The organism is Chitinimonas naiadis (assembly GCF_054780835.1).
In genome coordinates, this window is sequence record NZ_BAAGVO010000004.1 from 1754730 (window position 1) to 1772180 (window position 17451).

19 protein-coding genes are annotated in these 17451 nt (G+C 63.4%); 12 read left to right on the top strand and 7 right to left on the bottom strand.

What is annotated here, in order from left to right; translation table 11 throughout:
- Positions 1-44: 44 nt before the first annotated feature.
- The 3 genes from ACYVHK_RS14485 to ACYVHK_RS14495 all read left to right on the top strand — a co-directional run bounded on the left by ACYVHK_RS14485 (position 45) and on the right by ACYVHK_RS14495 (position 1227).
- Positions 45-551: a hypothetical protein gene (locus ACYVHK_RS14485; protein ID WP_460533379.1), complete on the top strand. Its 507-nt coding sequence runs from the start codon at positions 45-47 to the stop codon at positions 549-551.
- 93 nt (positions 552-644) lie between these two features.
- Positions 645-875, top strand: a complete 231-nt coding sequence (locus ACYVHK_RS14490) for a hypothetical protein (RefSeq protein ID WP_460533382.1) — start codon at positions 645-647, stop codon at positions 873-875.
- A gap of 94 nt (positions 876-969) precedes the next feature.
- Entirely contained in the window at positions 970-1227 is a 258-nt protein-coding gene (locus ACYVHK_RS14495) for a hypothetical protein (RefSeq protein ID WP_460533385.1), read from the top strand.
- Here ACYVHK_RS14495 and ACYVHK_RS14500 read toward each other — a convergent pair.
- On the bottom strand, positions 1221-1721 hold the full coding sequence (locus ACYVHK_RS14500; RefSeq protein ID WP_460533388.1) for a GNAT family N-acetyltransferase: 501 nt from the start codon (positions 1719-1721) through the stop codon (positions 1221-1223). The two genes, ACYVHK_RS14495 and ACYVHK_RS14500, sit on opposite strands and share 7 nt — an antisense overlap.
- A 121-nt stretch (positions 1722-1842) precedes the next feature.
- Between ACYVHK_RS14500 and chrA the strand changes: the two genes are divergently transcribed.
- The gene (gene chrA, locus ACYVHK_RS14505) at positions 1843-3186 is read left to right on the top strand and encodes a chromate transporter (protein WP_460533391.1); all 1344 of its coding nucleotides are present in this window, start codon (positions 1843-1845) and stop codon (positions 3184-3186) included.
- 92 nt (positions 3187-3278) lie between these two features.
- Entirely contained in the window at positions 3279-3653 is a 375-nt protein-coding gene (locus ACYVHK_RS14510; protein ID WP_460533394.1) for a VOC family protein, read from the top strand.
- On the opposite strand, the gene ACYVHK_RS14515 is transcribed toward ACYVHK_RS14510, so the two are convergent.
- Positions 3654-4520, bottom strand: coding sequence for an alpha/beta fold hydrolase (locus ACYVHK_RS14515; protein ID WP_460533397.1), 867 nt, complete (start codon positions 4518-4520; stop codon positions 3654-3656).
- Positions 4521-4610: 90 nt separating this feature from the next.
- On the opposite strand from ACYVHK_RS14515, the gene ACYVHK_RS14520 reads away from it, so the two are divergent.
- The 3 genes from ACYVHK_RS14520 to ACYVHK_RS14530 all read left to right on the top strand — a co-directional run bounded on the left by ACYVHK_RS14520 (position 4611) and on the right by ACYVHK_RS14530 (position 6408).
- The gene (locus ACYVHK_RS14520) at positions 4611-5270 is read left to right on the top strand and encodes an ABC transporter ATP-binding protein (RefSeq protein WP_460533400.1); all 660 of its coding nucleotides are present in this window, start codon (positions 4611-4613) and stop codon (positions 5268-5270) included.
- Positions 5267-6091 (top strand): ABC transporter permease, encoded by an 825-nt coding sequence (locus tag ACYVHK_RS14525; protein WP_460533403.1) that lies wholly within the window; start codon positions 5267-5269, stop codon positions 6089-6091. Before ACYVHK_RS14520 ends, ACYVHK_RS14525 begins: the two co-directional genes overlap by 4 nt.
- Positions 6092-6234: 143 nt before the next feature.
- On the top strand, positions 6235-6408 hold the full coding sequence (locus ACYVHK_RS14530; protein ID WP_460533406.1) for a hypothetical protein: 174 nt from the start codon (positions 6235-6237) through the stop codon (positions 6406-6408).
- 68 nt (positions 6409-6476) lie between these two features.
- Here the strand turns inward: ACYVHK_RS14530 and ACYVHK_RS14535 are convergent, their stop codons facing one another.
- Positions 6477-7253 carry a peptidylprolyl isomerase gene (locus ACYVHK_RS14535; RefSeq protein WP_460533409.1) on the bottom strand — a complete coding sequence of 259 codons (777 nt, stop codon included), beginning with the start codon at positions 7251-7253 and terminating at the stop codon, positions 6477-6479.
- A gap of 123 nt (positions 7254-7376) precedes the next feature.
- Complete coding sequence (locus ACYVHK_RS14540; protein ID WP_460533412.1) at positions 7377-8591, bottom strand: MFS transporter; 1215 nt, start codon at positions 8589-8591, stop codon at positions 7377-7379.
- A 136-nt stretch (positions 8592-8727) separates the two neighbouring features.
- On the opposite strand from ACYVHK_RS14540, the gene ACYVHK_RS14545 reads away from it, so the two are divergent.
- Complete coding sequence (locus ACYVHK_RS14545) at positions 8728-9300, top strand: TetR/AcrR family transcriptional regulator (RefSeq protein ID WP_460533415.1); 573 nt, start codon at positions 8728-8730, stop codon at positions 9298-9300.
- A 1-nt stretch (position 9301) separates the two neighbouring features.
- On the opposite strand, the gene ACYVHK_RS14550 is transcribed toward ACYVHK_RS14545, so the two are convergent.
- Complete coding sequence (locus ACYVHK_RS14550; protein WP_460533418.1) at positions 9302-9766, bottom strand: metallophosphoesterase family protein; 465 nt, start codon at positions 9764-9766, stop codon at positions 9302-9304.
- Between the two features lie 117 nt (positions 9767-9883).
- On the opposite strand from ACYVHK_RS14550, the gene ACYVHK_RS14555 reads away from it, so the two are divergent.
- A complete protein-coding gene (locus tag ACYVHK_RS14555) occupies positions 9884-10708 on the top strand; it encodes an aldo/keto reductase (RefSeq protein WP_460533421.1) in 825 nt (274 codons plus the stop codon).
- Between the two features lie 210 nt (positions 10709-10918).
- A complete protein-coding gene (locus ACYVHK_RS14560) occupies positions 10919-12253 on the top strand; it encodes a hypothetical protein (protein WP_460533424.1) in 1335 nt (444 codons plus the stop codon).
- Positions 12254-12275: 22 nt separating this feature from the next.
- Here the strand turns inward: ACYVHK_RS14560 and ACYVHK_RS14565 are convergent, their stop codons facing one another.
- Together ACYVHK_RS14565 and ACYVHK_RS14570 are read right to left on the bottom strand one after the other, a co-directional pair.
- Positions 12276-14555, bottom strand: coding sequence for an ATP-dependent DNA helicase (locus ACYVHK_RS14565; RefSeq protein WP_460533427.1), 2280 nt, complete (start codon positions 14553-14555; stop codon positions 12276-12278).
- Complete coding sequence (locus ACYVHK_RS14570; RefSeq protein WP_460533430.1) at positions 14552-16210, bottom strand: PDDEXK family nuclease; 1659 nt, start codon at positions 16208-16210, stop codon at positions 14552-14554. The genes ACYVHK_RS14565 and ACYVHK_RS14570 overlap by 4 nt, the downstream gene beginning before the upstream one ends.
- Before the next feature lie 344 nt (positions 16211-16554).
- Here ACYVHK_RS14570 and ACYVHK_RS14575 point away from each other — a divergent pair, with 344 nt between their 5' ends.
- The gene (locus ACYVHK_RS14575) at positions 16555-17439 is read left to right on the top strand and encodes a ChbG/HpnK family deacetylase (RefSeq protein WP_460533433.1); all 885 of its coding nucleotides are present in this window, start codon (positions 16555-16557) and stop codon (positions 17437-17439) included.
- Positions 17440-17451: the final 12 nt, after the last annotated feature.

Consider the following 17451-nt stretch of genomic DNA (forward strand, 5'->3'; position numbering starts at 1 on the left):
TCGTCACGGCAAACGCGACTTGCCGTGGTTTTTTGGTTTAGCCTATGCGCTTGATCCTGCTGACCGAGAAACGCATGCGCAGAGTTGTACTCCTGGCAGCGCTGGCACTGACCAGCCTTTTACCCCGTGCCGCAGAACCCGGCCCCTCCCTGACATTGGACGACGAGATCGCCATTTCCCGTGCCGTGACCTTGCAGGTCTTGCCGCCCCCCAGCCAGGGCGAGTTCAAGAACGCGCCGCAAAGCCTCTATCTTGCTTATCGCTCCCGTAAGTCGGATGCTGTCTTCCTGGCCGTGCGCAAGGTCTATCCCGCCTTCATGCCGGTGCGGAACAAGGGGGGGCGCCCCATCAACAAGCAACAGTGTTACTACAACCCGACCAATCGCCTGCCGGAACTGCGGGTCGAGCTGGGTCGGGTGGAAGTGATCGAAACCGATGCCGCGCTGGTCGAAGCAGTCAGCGCCACCTGCAGCAACCGGGAGGTCAGCACCACCTTCTTCCTAAAGAAGGTGCGTGGCAACTGGCGGATCAACAAAATCAGACAAGGCTGACGCCAAGGTGATCCATCCCGGCTTCGACAGCGCTCAACAGCTGGGGTAGGCTTGTATCTGGATGAGACAAACCAAGAAAATATCGAGGTAGTCATGGACATCAGCAAGTTCGGCAAGACCATCGATCTCGGCCCTTTCAAGGGCGAAATCCTGTGCAAGACCGGCCATCAGGGTCGCTTTCTGATCGAGGTCAGCTTGTACAAGAACGGCACCCAGATCATTCAGCCGGTGCGGGATGAAGACAACACCTATGCCAGCAAGGAAGCCGCCTACGAGGCCGGCGAGCAGTTGCTCAAGGCATTGGTGGCCGGTTTGAACCAATAACAAGCCCCAAAGACCAAGCGATAGGTTCTGCTGTCCATACCCGCCGGTATGATGCAGCAACGCCCTACTCAACAATCCAAGCAAGCGAAAGCCCATGATCCTGGATTTTGAAATTGCGCCCGCCGACGATGCCCGCAAGGAAATTGCGGCGGCGCTGACACATGTCGACAAGTTCCTGCAGAGCCGCGAGAACGGGCTCGCCCATGCCAGCCGGGACGACTTGAAGGCCTACATCCGCTCCATGTTCAGCAGCAGTGCCGACGTACTGAGCATGGAAGTCCACAAGGATCACTACCTGCTGGAGCTGGAACTGGGTTACGTCAAGGTCACCGCCAAACTCAAACGCTACTGAGCCAGCATGGCGGGCTCGTCCTGAACGGCCAGATAGCCCCGCTGCAGATAAGGCTTGAATCCCAACTTGTGCCAGACTGCACTGGCACGTGGGTCATCAATCAGCCAGTGGATTTCCACCCGGGCCAGTCCCCGCTCGCGGGCATGAAGCCTGGCCGCTTCCAGCAAGGCCCGCGCCCATCCCCGACCACGGGCTGGCGCGGCGACATCGACGTCGATCACCTGCAGGCAGGCGTCCAGCCGGCATTCGATCGAGGCTGGCTGGATCAGCGCGGTCATGTAGGCCAGCATGCTCTCATCCACCTCTTCGTCGGCAAACGCGCCCCAGCCGAAGATGTCGCCACGCGCCAGTTCCTCACCGATCCGTCGCGCATAGTCGACGACCGATATCCGCGGCAGATAGCGAGGCTCGTGTACGCCGCTCTCACTGGTCCCCGCATGCCAGAGCGTCGCGATCGCCCCGGCGTCTCCGCGCTGCAATGCTCGTATTGTCATTCCGTCATACCTCTGCGGTAAAAAGCTGCCTGCTCACCAAGACGTGCCAACACGCCATCATAGACAGCGAATCCGCAGGTCCGTTTGACGGCGCGGGCGCACCGCAACATCATCCATCGCCATGTCTGAACCCGCCGAACTGCCCCGCCCCGATCCCGTCAGCCTGGCCGAAGCCTGGCGCTTCTGGCTCAAGCTCGGTTTCATCAGCTTTGGTGGCCCGGCCGGCCAGATTGCCATCATGCATACCGAACTGGTCGAGCGACGACGCTGGCTGTCCGAGCAGCGCTTCCTGCACGCGCTCAACTACTGCATGTTGTTGCCAGGTCCCGAGGCACAGCAACTGGCAACCTATATCGGTTGGCTGATGCATCGCAGCTGGGGCGGCATCGTGGCCGGCGGCCTATTTGTCCTGCCCTCGCTACTGATCCTGATTGCCCTGTCCTGGCTCTATGTCGCCTTCGGCACTTTGCCGCTGGTTGCGGGATTGTTCCAGGGCATCAAGCCCGCCGTCGCCGCCATCGTGCTGCATGCTGCCTGGCGTATCGGCTCGCGCGCCTTGCGCAGACCGGCGCTGTGGTGGCTGGCCGCGGCCTCCTTTCTGGCGGTCTTTGCCCTGAATGTTCCCTTTCCCGCCATCGTGTTGGCTGCGGCGCTGATCGGCCATCTCGGGGGACGCTACCTGCCCGATCAATTCAACACGGTGGGCACCCACGGCACCGACACCGCACGCCAAGGACCGGCCCTGCTGGACGACGATACCCCCACACCGCCCCACGCCCGCTATCGTCCCGGCAGGTTGCTGGTCATCGCCCTCATCGGCACGCTGTTGTGGCTGGTCCCCATGAGCCTGCTTTGCGCCCAAGGCGGCTGGCAGGGCACCTTGCCGCAAATGGGCTGGTTCTTCAGCAAGGCGGCGTTATTGACGTTTGGGGGTGCTTACGCGGTGTTGCCCTATGTATTTCAGGCTGCCGTCCACCAGTATGGCTGGCTCAGCGCCGGGCAGATGATGGATGGCCTGGCGCTGGGGGAGACGACACCAGGCCCCTTGATCATGGTTGTGGCCTTCGTGGGCTTTCTCGGCGGCTACGGTCAGCCCTTGCTGGCGGGCGGCAGTCCCTTCTGGGCTGGTACGCTAGCAGCCTGCGTGGTGACCTGGTTCACCTTCCTACCCTCTTTCCTGTTTATTCTGGCTGGCGGCCCACTGGTTGAAGCCACCCATCGCCGGCTCGGTTTTACCGCGCCACTCAGCGCGGTCACCGCCACCGTGGTGGGCGTGATACTTAATCTGGCGCTGCTTTTTGGCTACCACGTACTTTGGCCGCAAGGCTGGCAAGCCGGCTTTGACTGGCGCGCCGCCGTGATCGCCGCCGGCGCCACCGTCGCCTTGTTCCGGTTCAAGCGCGGCGTGATCGAAGTGATCATCGTCAGTGCGCTGTGTGGTCTGCTGTTCTCGGTATTACGCTGAGTACCGGTACAGGTCCTGGTCGTCATCAAGGAGGCTGACGGTTCCGTCGGCATGGACTAGATTGGTCCAATACCCCGACATGGAGCGCCTACATGGCGACGGTTCGCTACCTGGTCAATGACGTCGACGCCGCCCTGCGCTTTTACATGGCACTGGGTTTCGAGCTGAGCGATCGCTGGGGGCCACCCTTTGCCATTGTCACGCGCGGCGATCTCTCGCTCTGGCTGAGCGGACCCGGTACCTCAGCCGCCAAGACACTGCCCAATGGCAATACACCGGTCCCCGGTGGCTGGAACCGACTGGTCCTGGAAGTCTCCCACCTGGACAACGCCGTCAACGCCATCCGGCAGACCGGCGCGCACCTGCGCAGCGAGCCAGTACACGGCCCGGGCGGACGGCAGGTGTTGGTAGATGATCCATCCGGCAATCCAGTCGAACTGTTCGAGGCGCGTCCGGCGCCACCGTAATCAGGCCTGCGGCACTGCCGCCCAAAAATTGGCCAGGGCCGCATTCACGACGCCGGCATGGCTCAGGCTCATGCCGTGCGATGCCCCGGCGATACTGGTCCGGGCGGCATGCGGCAGCCATTGCACCAAGGTCTGTACCGTCGCCCGGAACGCGGTGGGGCTCTTTTCACCATCCAGCAGCAAGGTCGGGCAGACAAGATTGCCGGCAGCCTGTGCGTCATAGGCGGGCATGGGGTCTGCCAGTTGCAGCGGCAGGGTGCTGGCATTGTCACGGGCCATGCGCTTGAATGCGTCGTCACTCTTATCCCAGAAGCCGGGACGGCTGACTGCGTCGACAAACAGGCGCAAGCCGGCATTGGCATCACCTGCCGCGATCAGCTCGGCCGCGTGGGCGCGTAGCGCGCCCTGACCCGCCGCGAGATCCTGCCGGCCCGCCAAGGGGTGATCCACCGGCCCACCGGGGTCGAGCAGCGCCAGGCTGCGCAAAAGTGCGGGATGCCGAATTGCCAACTGGTAAGCAATGCCACCACCGCGGGAATGCCCTACCAGGTGGACCGGTCCGACCGCCAGGGCATCGATAAAGGCAGCCACTTGCGCCACATGGGCGGCCCACGAGAATGGCGTGCCCGCAGCCGACGCCAGGGGCGGGTAGTAGTGCGCCAGGCTGGGCGCAAACAGTTGGTAGCGGTCAGCCAAGGCCAGCAGTTGTGGGGTCCAGTAGCGATAGTCACACAAGGAGCCATGGACCAGCACTACCGGTGCACCGACACCCACTGTCACATAGGCAACCGCCGCCTGCCCTGGCAGGGTCTTGACCTTGGGTTTGGGCAAACGGGTGGGGACTTCTGCAGGTAGGGGAAGCGACATGGCGGAAATGCTAAAAGGTGTGGCGTCTTCAGTCCAATATAAGCTTGCAAGGTCATCATCGCTTTTAACGATAACTCGCCATGCCGTTCGATGCCTAAGCCCCGGAACCTGCCCACTGCGATGCCGCCCGACCAGCCTCAGCCCCCGTCACCCGCCCTGCTCGTCCGGCAACTCCGTGGCGAGGACAACGGGCCCTACTCGCTCACCATCCCGCCCGGCCAGTGCGTGCTGCTCAGCGGGCCATCGGGCGTGGGCAAGAGCCGGTTGTTGCGCATGATCGCCGACCTGGAGCCCGGGACCGGCGAAGTCCGTCTGGGTACGGAAACCCGTGACAGCATGCCGGCGCCCGCATGGCGGCGACGAGTCTGTTATGTTGCCGCCGAGTCGGGCTGGTGGGCGGACAGCGTGCGCGAACATATGGCGGCGCCGCAGGCGGTGGCTGCGCTGCTCTCGCTGCTGGGCCTGCCAGATAGCTTGCTCGATGCGCCGGTGGCACAACTCTCAACCGGGGAGCGGCAGCGCTTGGCCTTGCTCAGGGCCGGCACCCAACGCCCCCAGTTCCTACTACTGGACGAACCGACTTCCGCACTTGATGAAGCGAGCGCCCTTCAGGTGGAATCGCTGCTGGGCCGCTGGCAGGCAGAGGGGATGGGGTTGCTGGTCGTCTCCCACAACCAGGCCCAGATCGGGCGGCTGGGCGGGCCGCACTGGCGCATGCACCGGGATGGAATGGAGGCGGTCACGCCATGAGCAACACAGCATTAGGACCGGTTGCACTTGGTACCGTGGAGCTGGTGCTTGGCTCCGCCCTGGTACTGGCCTCCGCCGGGCTATCCTTTGCACTGGCACTCGGCCTGCACCGGCCCCTGCTAATGGCGGCGATACGCATGGTGTTGCAGTTGCTGCTGGTTGGGACATTCCTGAGATACTTGTTCGTCCTGTCGTCCGGCTGGCTCAGCGCTGCGGTCATCACCGCCATGCTGGCGGCAGCTGCGTATGAAGTCGGGTCACGGCAGGAGCGACGCCTGCAGGGCTGGTGGCACTACGGCGTAGGTAGCGTGCCGGTCACCATCGCCACATTGGGTATCGCCCTGTTTGCCCTGACCTCCTCACTCAAGCCGCAACCCTGGTACGACGCGCACCACCTGATCCCGCTGGTCGGGATCATCCTGGGGACGGTCATGAACTCCGCCAGCGTTGCGCTCAACCATGTGTTTGCGACCGTCAGTCGCGAACGCAACGCGATCGAGGCCAGGTTGGCGCTGGGTGCAACGCGTTACCAGGCCTTCCATGAACTGCTGCGCCGTTCGGTCAGGGCCGGCATCTTGCCGCTCATGAACCAGATGGCCGCGGCGGGCGTGATCACCCTGCCCGGCATCATGACCGGGCAAGTCCTCGCCGGCATGGACCCGATCGAATCGGCCAAATACCAGATACTGTTGATGTTCCTGCTGGCCGCCGGCGGCTTTCTCGCGTCCTGCGGTGCGGCCTATCTTGCGGTATGGCGGCTCAGCGACCCGCGCGACCGCTTGCGGCTCGACAGGCTGGCGTCCAACCTTGCCGGCCGTTGAGCCATGGTTTCCGGCTTCTGGCTTTCACGGTACCCGCTGGTCCACGACCGCTTATCGGCAAAGTGGCCCGGTTCAGCTACCTGCTACGCACGCGATGCCACACTGCGGAGAGCCACATCCAATCAGCGGACAGGAGCGAGACCATGAATGTCGGTAGCGTCGATTCCAGCAGCCAGCAGTTGCAGGCCAGCAGCAGCGTCAACCAGCAGCGCCAGGCCCAGGCCGAGCAGACCAAGAAGCAGGAAGAACAGCAGCAAGTGCAGCGGCAGACGGTCAAGGAGCCGGGCAAAGGTGGCAGCATCGATACTTTCGCCTGAATCCCGCCCACGTATCGTCCGATTGCCCGGTAGGCCTTGCATTACAGGCCGCACCGGGCAATAACTTGTCAGTCCTTCTTCAGCAGCGTGTTCTGGTCATGGATCAGCCGCCAATGGCCGGCCTCCGGCTCGAACAATAGCTGCAGCAGGTAATCGAGCCGATACGGCTGGCCCTGCTCATCCTTATCCTGATAGGTCACCTTCAGTACGGCCAAACCCCAGCCCTTGCCCTGTCGCTGGTGCACGATGCTGTATTGCCACTGCCAGTCCTTGTCGGCCAGCCAGGCCTGCATCTGCTTGCGAAATGTTGTCCCGTCGGTACTCAGGCGACCATTGGGCAGGATGAGGCTCAGTGTGTCGCCGCGCGTCAGCGTCGCCTCGAAAGCCGGCCAGTCTCGCTGGTCGATGGCATCGAGATGGCGCCGTAGCGTGCAGTCGAAATCGCAGTGGGTCATGCCTGCCGGTGCCCGCATGCCTTCGATCTCGATCACGTGCCAGCCCAAGGGCGTCGGTATGGGATCGGGCAACAGCCCGGCCTTGCCCTGTGCCAGCACGGCGGCGGCGATAGGAGGTGGCAGAAACTCGGGCAGCAGCCAGCCCAACTCGCCGCCCTCCGTCGCTGAGCTGGTGTCGCGGGAAGCAACTGCCAGCTTGTCGAAAGACGCCTTGCCGGACCTAAGCCCGGCCAGCACGCTCCGGGCTTCCGCCTCGCTACCCAGCACGATGTGTCGTAGTCGGTATTCGCTCGATGTGGTCGTTGGCGTCGACGCGGCCTGGAGCGGCAACGCCATTCCCGTGATCGCGAGCCATAGCCCTATCAGACCTGCCATGACAGCCTTGCTCATTCCGTCTCCGTTCCGGTTCGCTGTTCCTTGCTCGCAGATTATGCCCAGCCACGGCACGGCCTGCGAGCCATTGCCTGCTCACCATACGGATACGAACCCGCGCCGGGCGCATCGACAGCGACCTCAGGACGCGCAGGGTACCGTTGCCCGATAGGTACGCTGCAGCCGCACCCCCGCCAGCAGGTCGATGGTCAGCGAGAGCAGGAATGCCGTACTGCCCACGGCAAACAACGCGCCGTAGTGACCGCCACTCTGGTTGAACAGATAGGAGTAACCATAGCCCCCCAATGCCTGGAACAGGGCGAACGCCGTGGTTGCTCGGCTCCAGGCAGCGCCTTGCGCGGCAGCGTCTCCCGCCAGTGTTTCCTGCACACGCCCCAGCACCAGCGGCACCACGCCGGTCAGGAAGCCACCGACCATAAGGCTGACCAAGCCCACCCAAAGCAGAGAATGGGTCAGCGCAAGGCCGGCCAGCATGAGCGCTTGCAGCGCCAGACCGACACGCAGGGTCAAGCCAAAGCCGATGCGATCGGCCAGCATGCCATACAGCAAGGGACCGACCGAGGCGGATAGCCCAAACAGCACCCAGAAATGCGAGCCGACATGGGCGCCTTCGCCCAGGCCGCGGGCAACGAAATCGACCAGGAACACCATCAGCGGCACCAGCCCCAGCGCAACCAGGCCATATTGCAGATAGAGCGGAAGCAGCCCGGCTTTGGGCGCCGATTGCGACGCCGCGATCGGGTTTGCCGGCACACCGCTGTCAGGCCAGCCGGTCCAGCTCACCGCGGTCAGGATCATCGCGGTGACGCCAAGGCCCAGCCAGGTTTGCTGCAGGCCCGCCTGCAGCAACAGGGGAATCAGCGTGCCCGATGCCGCAACGCCAAAGCCCGCCCCCATGAAGATGGCACCACTGCCGATGCCGCGCTTGTGTAAGGGGAAATGCGGCAGCACGGTCGCGGCCACCAACACCATGATCACCCCGCCTGCCACACCGGAAAGGAAACGCCAACTGAAAAACCACGCCACCGACAAAGGGAAGGCACAGGCGAAAAAGGCCAGGCTGGCGAGTAGCATCATCCCTTGCAAGGTACGGCGGTTACCCCACTGTCGGCCAAGACGCCGCGCCAGCATCGCACCGACCAGGTAGCCGGCCAGATTGGCGGCACCCAGATACACCACGTCAGCCGCGGCAAACCAGTGCGCGGCAATCAGGGAGGGCAGCAAAGGCGTATAGGAGAAGCGGGCCAGGCCGATGCCCAGCAGGCTGGCGCTCATACCGGCGATCAAGGCATGCCAGGGTATGGACGTAGGTTCGATGGCTTGATGAGTCTGCATGTTGGTTATCCCCTTGTCAGGATCAAGGCGACAGTAGTAGCCAGACACGGCATAACGCGCTATCTTTATCAACACTGTCAATGTTGACATAATTGTCAATCTTGACAGCACTGTCAAATATATTTGGAGCAAAACAATGGCCGGCGTGCGGCAGTTCGACGAGGAAGCCACCCTGAAGAAGGCGCTGGCACTGTTTTGGGAAAAGGGTTACCGGGCAACGTCCATGCTGGACCTGGCACAGGCGACCGGCGTGCAGCGCGGCTCGCTCTACAATGCCTATCGCGACAAGGAAGCCTTGTTCCTGCGTGCCTATGAGCAGTATTCGACACGTTTCCTGGCGGATACCCGGACGGCGTTCGAGACCGCGGACCTGCGGGCGGCCCTGACCGCCTTCTTCAAACTGACGGTCGATACCATGACGGCGGGCCAGCCCTCGCACGGCTGCCTCACGACCAAGACCGCCACCGATCTGGACGCCGGCGACCAGCGTCTGCATACGGCCGTACAGGAAAGACTCGACCGACTGGAGGCCACCATCGCCGAACAATTGGCAGGCCATACCGCCAACCTGGCGCTACCGCCGACGGCGGCAGCCCGGTTGATCGTGACCTATACGCGTGGACTAGCCGTCATGGAGCGGGTCTATGGTAATCGCGAGCGACTCGATGACAGTGCCGCCAGCCTGATACAGTTGCTGGTACGCGCCTGAATCAGGCCAGAACAAGGTTCACGATCCGTGCGCTCATCCGGCCTTCGACGATCAGCAGCTCCGCGACCGAGACGGGTAGCGAGAATCGGCGTGGGCCGGCACTGCCGGGGTTGATCAGCAGCCGCCCTTCCCGCTCGATGATCAGGGGCTTGTGCGAATGCCCGCTGACGATGACCTGCACATCCGCCGATAGGCCCGGCGCATCCAGCTCGGCCAGATCATGCAGCACGTGTATACCCACACCTTCGACCCGCAACTCGACCCGTTCGGCCAGGGCGTCGGCCCAGTCACCGTGGTCGTTGTTACCCCGCACCGCCGTCAGTGGTGCGATGGCAGCAAGGGCGGCCAGTATCTCGGGCTTACCGATATCACCGGCGTGGATCAGGTAGTCGCAGCCCTGCAATTCGGTCAGTGCTTCCGGCCTGAGCAGGCCGTGGGTGTCGGAAATCAGGCCGATGCGCGGCATAGTGTCCTTACGGTGACAGGTGGAGGCAACATCGTGGCTTCTGCCGAGTGCATGACCGCACTATGATCCGGTTCAGTCCCCGTCCACCACGGTCGAACTGAAACAGGGAGCATACGCATGGATTACCTCGATACCCAAGGCATACGCCTGCCCAAACTGGGCCTTGGCACGTTCAAGCTTGAGGGCGATATCTGCCGTAGCAGCCTGGAGAGCGCACTGGAACTGGGTTACCGGCACATCGACACCGCCACCATGTACGACAACGAGGCGGAGATCGGCGCCACGCTGACCGAGGCAGGCCTTCCTCGCCACGAGCTGCATATCACCACCAAGGTCTGGCACGACCAATTGGCTCCGGCTGCCATCCAGCGTGCATTGGCCACCAGCCTGAAAAAGCTGCGCCTGGATTACGTCGATCTCTTTCTCGTGCATTGGCCCAGCCCCGATATGGACCTGCCGGCCATTTTCGAGACCCTGTTGCGGCTCAGGGAGCAAGGGTTGGTGCGCGCCGTTGGCGTCTGCAACTTCACCGTGCCGCTGCTGCGCAGCGTGATCGAGCAGATCGGCGCACCCATCGCCTGCAACCAGATCGAATACCACCTGCTGCTCGACCAGACTCCGGTAAGGGCGTATCTGGCAAGCCACGGCGTACCTGTGGTCGCGTACTGCCCGCTGGCGCAGGGAAAGCTGGCGGACCACCCCGACCTCGCACGCATCGCGGCCAAGCACGGCGCCCAGCCGGCACAGGTCGCACTCAAATGGCTGCTGGACCAGGAGGGCGTCGCCGCCATTCCCAAAGCCCGGCGCAAAGAGAGCCAGCAGGCGAACCTGGATGCACTGCACCTGCAACTGGATGACGAGGACCGCCGCTTGATTGCGGCCTTGCCCAAAAACCAGCGCCTGGTGAACCCGGGCTTCGGCCCGACCTGGGACCTGGCGTAAGGCCTGCGTACCTTGCCTGACGGGGCCTGCGGCCCCTGCTCATCCGCGCGATGCACCCTCGCCAGAACGACACGGATGCAACAGTTTCTGACCCTCGGTCCGCTGTGGAATCCCCCTCGTTTCTCCTCCGTTACACTGCGCGGGCTGCAAGGTCAGGCGGGCGAATTGGTCAGCTCTCCGGACCCAATACCAAGACCAAGAGGAGAAGTAATGAGTCTGGAAGTCATGATCGAGGGCTCGCATGTCTGGCCGATACACCAGGTACTGCAACGTCTCAAGATCGAACAATTGCGCTGCGTCGAACCCGGCTTTCCGGCATCTGGCCCCTGGGCGGCCGGCATCAGCCACTGGTATCGGCAAGGCAGCAGCATCCGTGCGACCGAAGTCGAACTAGAGAGTGGCCGGCTCAGTATCCGCATCCTGGCGGGTTCAGCCCCGGCCGACTACAAGCTCGCCTTTGCGCTGGCGATCAATTTTGCGCAGATCGCCCAGGCCCGTCTGAGCCTGGCTGGCGGTACGCCGCTCGATGTCGCGGCATTTCGCGACAGCTATAACGACGACTGGATACGCGCCCAGGTGCGCGAGTCGCTGAAGTCCGTACTGAGCCCTTACCTGCAGCACGCGCAGGAGCAGGTCCGCATGGTGACCATGGAGCGGGAGTTCGTGGCCGGACCACGTCTTCGCCCCCTGTTGCTGCTAGACCCGGCCCGCATCGCGCCGGTCTGGTTCGAGAAAGTCCTGCAGTTCAATTTCCCGGAAAGCCATCAGCTCAGCCGTCCCGAGCTGCTGGTTGCCAATACACCGGCGGGTGTACGTCGGCGCGCAGTTTTCTACCGCCCCGGCCACGCCTGCCTGCTATGGGCCAAGGCCGACCTGGTCGGTCTGCCATTGCATGCCGACGCAGACGAAGCACCTATCCTGATCCCCTTCGACAAACTGGTCGACCTGCTGGGTGATCGGGCGCAGTGGCTAAGCGAGGACCACCTGCGCTGCCCTGCTCTGGATGAGGCGGCATGGCGCGAGTTCTACACCGCGGCCGTAAAGCATCAGGCCGGCGTCGGCGAGGTTGCCGAAGGACATGGCCCGAGCCACGCCGAGCTGGCCTTGCTCAGCCTGATCCCGGCCGTGCTGTTTCTGATGGTTGGTGGCATCGACGGTGAGATTGATCGCAAGGAGTTCGACGTCTTCACCGCCGAACTGGCCGCACTCAGCGAGGTAGAAGGTCTGCTGGGGGCCATGAGCGCCTTGGCGCTGGCCGAGGCGAACCTCAATATGGAACGCTACCTGGGTTCGGTACTGAGCCATATCGACTCGGAAGAAACCACCGCAGCGGCCGTCCTCAATATGGCCAGCATGGTCAATGATGGCGCTGCCTTGCTTGAGCAGCATCTGGATGCCGGCAAAGCGCAGGAAGCCAAGCAGCGCCTGTTCCGGCTGGCGACCGCCATTGCCGGCGCATCGGGTGGCAAGCTGCTGGGCCTGGGCAGCAAGATCAGCCCACAGGAGCAGGCTGCACTGGACCTGATCATGCTGGCGCTCGAATAGCCCATCGCTGGCCAGTCTCCGGCTAGTGATCCGCCACCGCCCACCAGCGCGGCAGCAGGTCCCTGACTTCCTGCCGCGCGAAACGGTCGTCAATCAGGTGCACCACGCCCTGATCCTGCTGGGTGCGTATCACCCGGCCGGCGGCCTGTACCACCTTCTGCAGGCCCGGGTACAGGTAGGTGTAGTCATAGCCGGCACCAAAGCAGGCCTGCATGCGCTGCCGGATCTGCTCGTTCACCGGATTGATCTGCGGTAGACCCAGGGTGGCGACAAAAGCGCCGATCAGGCGGCTGCCCGGCAGGTCGATACCCTCGCCGAAGGAGCCGCCCAGCACCGCAAAGCCAATGCCACGACTATCGTTCGTGAAGCGGGCCAGGAAGCGCTCCCGTTCGACCTCTTCCATATTGCGAGCCTGCTCCCAGATGGGTATCTCCGGGTAGCGCTCGCGGAATACGCTCAACACACGGTGCAGGTAGTCGTAGCTGCTGAAGAACGCCAGGTAGTTGCCCGGCGCCGCCTGGTACTGATTCGCCATCAACTCGCTGATCGGCGTGAGCGAGGCATCGCGATGCTGGTAGCGGGTGGAGATATTGCCGGCCAGGTGGACCACCAGCTGCTCGGCCCGGAAGGGCGACTCCGCCTCCATCCAGGCGACGTCCTCGGGCAGGCCCAGGATATCGGCGTAGTAGTTCCAGGGGCTCAGTGTGGCGGAGAACAGTACGGCGGCATGCGCATCCTCAAAGCGTGGCTTGAGGAAAGGCGCAGGTATCACATTGCGGCAACACAGTACCGACCCGAGTGGCTTACTGCCCGTACGACGCCCCGGAGGGTCGATCAGCGTCACATCGAACAGGGAGTGCTGGTCCAGCAGCTCGGCCAAGCGCCCGAAATGCAGGGCGTCGAAATAGAAGCGCTGCAAGGCCGGGTCCATGCCCGTCGGGTGTTCGGTCAGGTAATCGGTGATCACGTTGCCGGCCTGTTGCAGGGTCGACAACAGCTTTTCCGGTGCAGCCGGATAGACCTGATAGTGCTCGACCTGGTCGCGATTGAGCTCATCCCAGGCACGGTTGACCTTGTCGAGCACCCGCTTCAGCTTGGGCGGGGCAACCTTGCGCGCCGCCTTGAGTGCGGGCTGGTCCAGCTCGGCCGAATACATCTTGCGCGCCCGCTCCACCAGGTTGTGGGCCTCGTCCACCAGTACGCTCATGCGCCACTGGTTCAGTAGCGCCAGACCGTACAGCAGCGCCCCCATGTCGAAGTAGTAGTTGTAGTCCCCGACCACCACATCGGCCCAGCGAGCCAGATCCTGACTCAGGTAGTAGGGGCAGACCTGATGGGCCAATGCAATCTGCCGCAGGGTCTGCTGATCCAGCATCTCGCTCTGGGCAACCGCCGCTTGCCGGGCTTCGGGCAAGCGGTCGTAGAAGCCTTGGGCCAAGGGACAGGATTCGCCATGGCATTCCTTGTCCGGATGCTCGCAGGCCTTGTCACGTGCGACCAGTTCCAGCACCCGCAACGGAGGCCGCGGCGTTTGATCGCGGATCAGCGCCAGTGCATCGAGTGCCAGCCGCCGGCCCGGCGTCTTCGCCGCCAGAAAGCAGACCTTGTCCAGTTGCTGGGCCGGCAAGGCCTTGAGCAGCGGGAACAGCGTCCCCACCGTCTTGCCGATACCGGTCGGTGCTTCCGCCATCAGGCAACGCCCCAGGCTGGCGGCCTTGTAGACGGACTCAGCCAATTGCCGCTGGCCGGGCCGGAAACCGGCGTAAGGAAACGGCAAACCTGCCAGCGCCTCGTCCCGCACCGCACGGTGGCTCAGCTCCTGCTTTGCCCAGATGAGGAAGCGCTGACACTGCACGACAAAAAAATGCTGCAACTCCTCGGCCGAATACGCCTCGCTGAGTACCGTCTCCTTCTGACTGACCACGTTGAAATACACCAGCGCCACCTTGATATTGCTCAGGCCACGCTGCTGGCAGAGTAGCCAGCCGTAGATACAGGCCTGGGCCCAGTGCAGTTGCCGATGGTTGTCCGGCATGCGCTTGAGGTCGCCCCGATAGGTCTTGATCTCTTCCAGCTGGTTCTGCGCCGGATCATAGCCATCCGCCCGCCCGCGGACGGTGAGCTGTTCATACTCGCCACTCAGACTGATCTCGGCCTGGTAGCCGCCGGCCCGGCGCAAGGCCACCATCTGGTGCCCAGTCATGCCCTCCTGGGCGGTGGGCGCCGGTGTAAAGCGCAGGTCCAGGTCTCCGCGCTTGGCAGTGAACTCGCACAGGGCCCTTACCGCGACCGTATAGCTCACCCCTGCGCCTCCGCCCACTGCACATAGCAGACGCAGACCGGGATATCGTGCGCCAGGCAGTAGTCCAGCCAGCGCAACTGATTGTCCTGCAAGCGGTCACCCGGCCCCTTCACTTCGATCAATCGATAAGCACCCGTTTGCGGGTAGAACTGGATCAGGTCTGGCAAGCCGGAACGATTGCCGGGCAGATCAGCCAGCATGCGGCGGAACCAGTGCCGCAGGTGGGCCGGGGGCAGACAGGCCAGTGCCTGCTCCAGCAGCGCCTCGTCGAGTAGCCCCCAGAACACGAACGGCGACTGCAGGTTCCATTTATCGCGGTAGTGAAGACGTATGGTCGCGAGGTATTGCGGGCCATCGAGCTGTGCCAGGCAGCGCTCGAACAGTTCGGTGCGGCGGGTCACGAAATCCGGGCTATGCAGATCGGCCGGGCCGCGGTGGAATGGATGGAAAAACGCCCCCGGCAAGGGTGCAAAGACCGCCTCCCAGCACAGCAGACCGAACAGCGAGTTGATCAGGGTGTTTTCGACATAGTGGACCGGCGCATCGTCTGCGCTCAGATGGTCACGCACCATAAACTCCACAGAGTAGCCCTCCTCCGGCCTGGGCAGGCAGAGGTCCAGGCGTTGCAGCGGCAATGCCGCCCTGGCTGCGGGCTTGGGCAAGCCCAGCTTGCGGCGCAGGCGGGGCAAGACGCGCGGCAATTGCTGTGCTTCCTGCTCGCTCTCTGGGGCCGCCATCGCCTCCACTACCAGCGCATGGGCGTCTGCATGGCGTTCCAGCCGCTCAAGGACCCGGACTGCACGGGCTCGGGCACCCGGATAGGGATTGCGGGTATAGAGGTTCAGCGCGGCCTCCAGCTCACCCTGCCGTTCCTGAGCCAGGGCGATGCCGTGCAAAAGCTTGCTGCGGCGCGCTTCCAGCCATTCGTTCGGCAAAGGCGCGACGGGAATATCCGCCAGTACGGCTGGCAGCGCTTCTCCCTCTTGCAGACGGCGCCGGCAATCGCTGAGATGCAGATAGGTATCGATATCGCAGCGCTGCTGGAAGCCGCGCGTTTCGGCCGCCAGGGCGACCCGCTCATACTGGTAGATGCCCAAGTCGGCCAGCACGAACTCCGACCAGTCCTGATGCAGGTTGCCGAAGAACATCAGGCGGAAGCGCTCGCACAGCGGCATCACCTTGAGCTGGTAGACCTGGTCGTCGCCGACGGTATGCCAGGCAGAGTAGCGTCGGGGCTCGGGCGGATCGGCCGCCAGCGCGGCCAGCATGTCGCCCTTGCGCACCAGCTTGAGCCCCTGTGCCGCCAGCATCTCGCCCAGTGCCACATCGAGTTCGGCCTTGGTCAGGAGCTTGCCAAGCTGCACCGCATCCAGCACTGGATCGGCCTCGATCCACCCTGCCGCCAGCAAAGCCTCGGCCGCTGCAGCGGCATCGCCAATCTCCGCGTAGTTGAGCTTGCTGGCGCGGAACAGCTCGCCCTTGCGCATCACCATGCGGACCAGTAAGGCCTGGGAGGGCCGGGGCAACCTGGAAAAATCCGCGAGGAAGGTGCGCTCTTCGTCGAGCAGCAGGTCGTCATAGCGCTCGGCGATCCAGGCCAGCACACGCTGAAAGTTCTGCAGGTAGTAGTAAGGGTCTTCCAGCGTACGGTTCATGCTCCGGCGCCCCCACGGCCAGTGAAGGCAGCTACCTTGGCAAGGTGATCATGGGTCGATTATGGTGAACGAACGTTCTCTTTGCAATGCCAATGCACCAGGGCGCCAGCAAGTTCGTCCACTGCGTGACACATTGAACCGCCGGGTGGCAGGGCACTCAAAGCAAGAAGGCACGGGGATACCGATAAGGGCACGGTGACTTCCGCCAGAAAGGCTTGGCTTTTCTGCCGGCCAGCACTTACAACATGACTTGAGCGGCCTCGCCGCCAGAAGCGACCAATCACTCGGAATCATCAACCAGCCCCTGCCGGAAGCGGCAGGACACATCGTATCGGTCGCAAGCCATGACGCAGTCGGACATCTACACCCGGATACAGGACACCCAGCAGCGCGGCCCTGCCAAGCGCCTGGTACTGTGCGCCGACGATTACGCCCTGAACGAACCAGTCAGCGAAGCCATCCTGACCTTGTTGAGCTATGGCAGGATCAGTGTCGCAGCCTGCTTTACCGGCTCGCCATTATGGCCCGCGCACGGCACGAAACTACGTGAGGCGGGCTTCGCGCAGCGGGCAGGACTGCACTACAACCTGACCCAGGCGTTTCCGGGTGCCATCAGCATGTCGACCGGGCGCTTGATGCTGGCTTGCCGTCTGGGGTTGATGGATGGGCGCATTGCCCTCGCCACCCTGCAGCAGCAGCTGGATGACTACGAAGACATCATGCAGGCCCCGCCCGCCTTCCTCGATGGGCATCAACACATCCATGTCTTTCCCGGCCTTGAGGACGTAGTGCTCACCGAGCTGGACCGGCGATATGGTCGCCAACCGTGGATCCGCGCTGTCAGCCCCCTGACCCTGCCTTACTCGACCAGCAAGGCGATCGGCCTGCGGGCGATGGGGGCCAAGCGGCAGGAACCTCGCTTGCATGTCGAGGGCTGGCGTCATAACCATGGCTACGGCGGCCTCTATGCCATGCGATCGGACACGAATTTTGGCCAGCAGATGGCTGCCTGGATGCGGCATACGCCGAACCAGGGCCTGGTGACCTGCCACCCGGCCAATGCAGCAGTGGATCAGGACCCCGTCGGCGCTGCACGCCTCAGAGAATACAACTGGCTGAAAAGCGAGGCACTACCGGCAGCCCTCAAGGCGGCCCACGCCGTCCTGGTCGATGCCCCAGATGGCGTGATCGTACCGCCAGCCAGGATAGAGCTACCCGCAAAATCTTGACTCGCCTGCCGC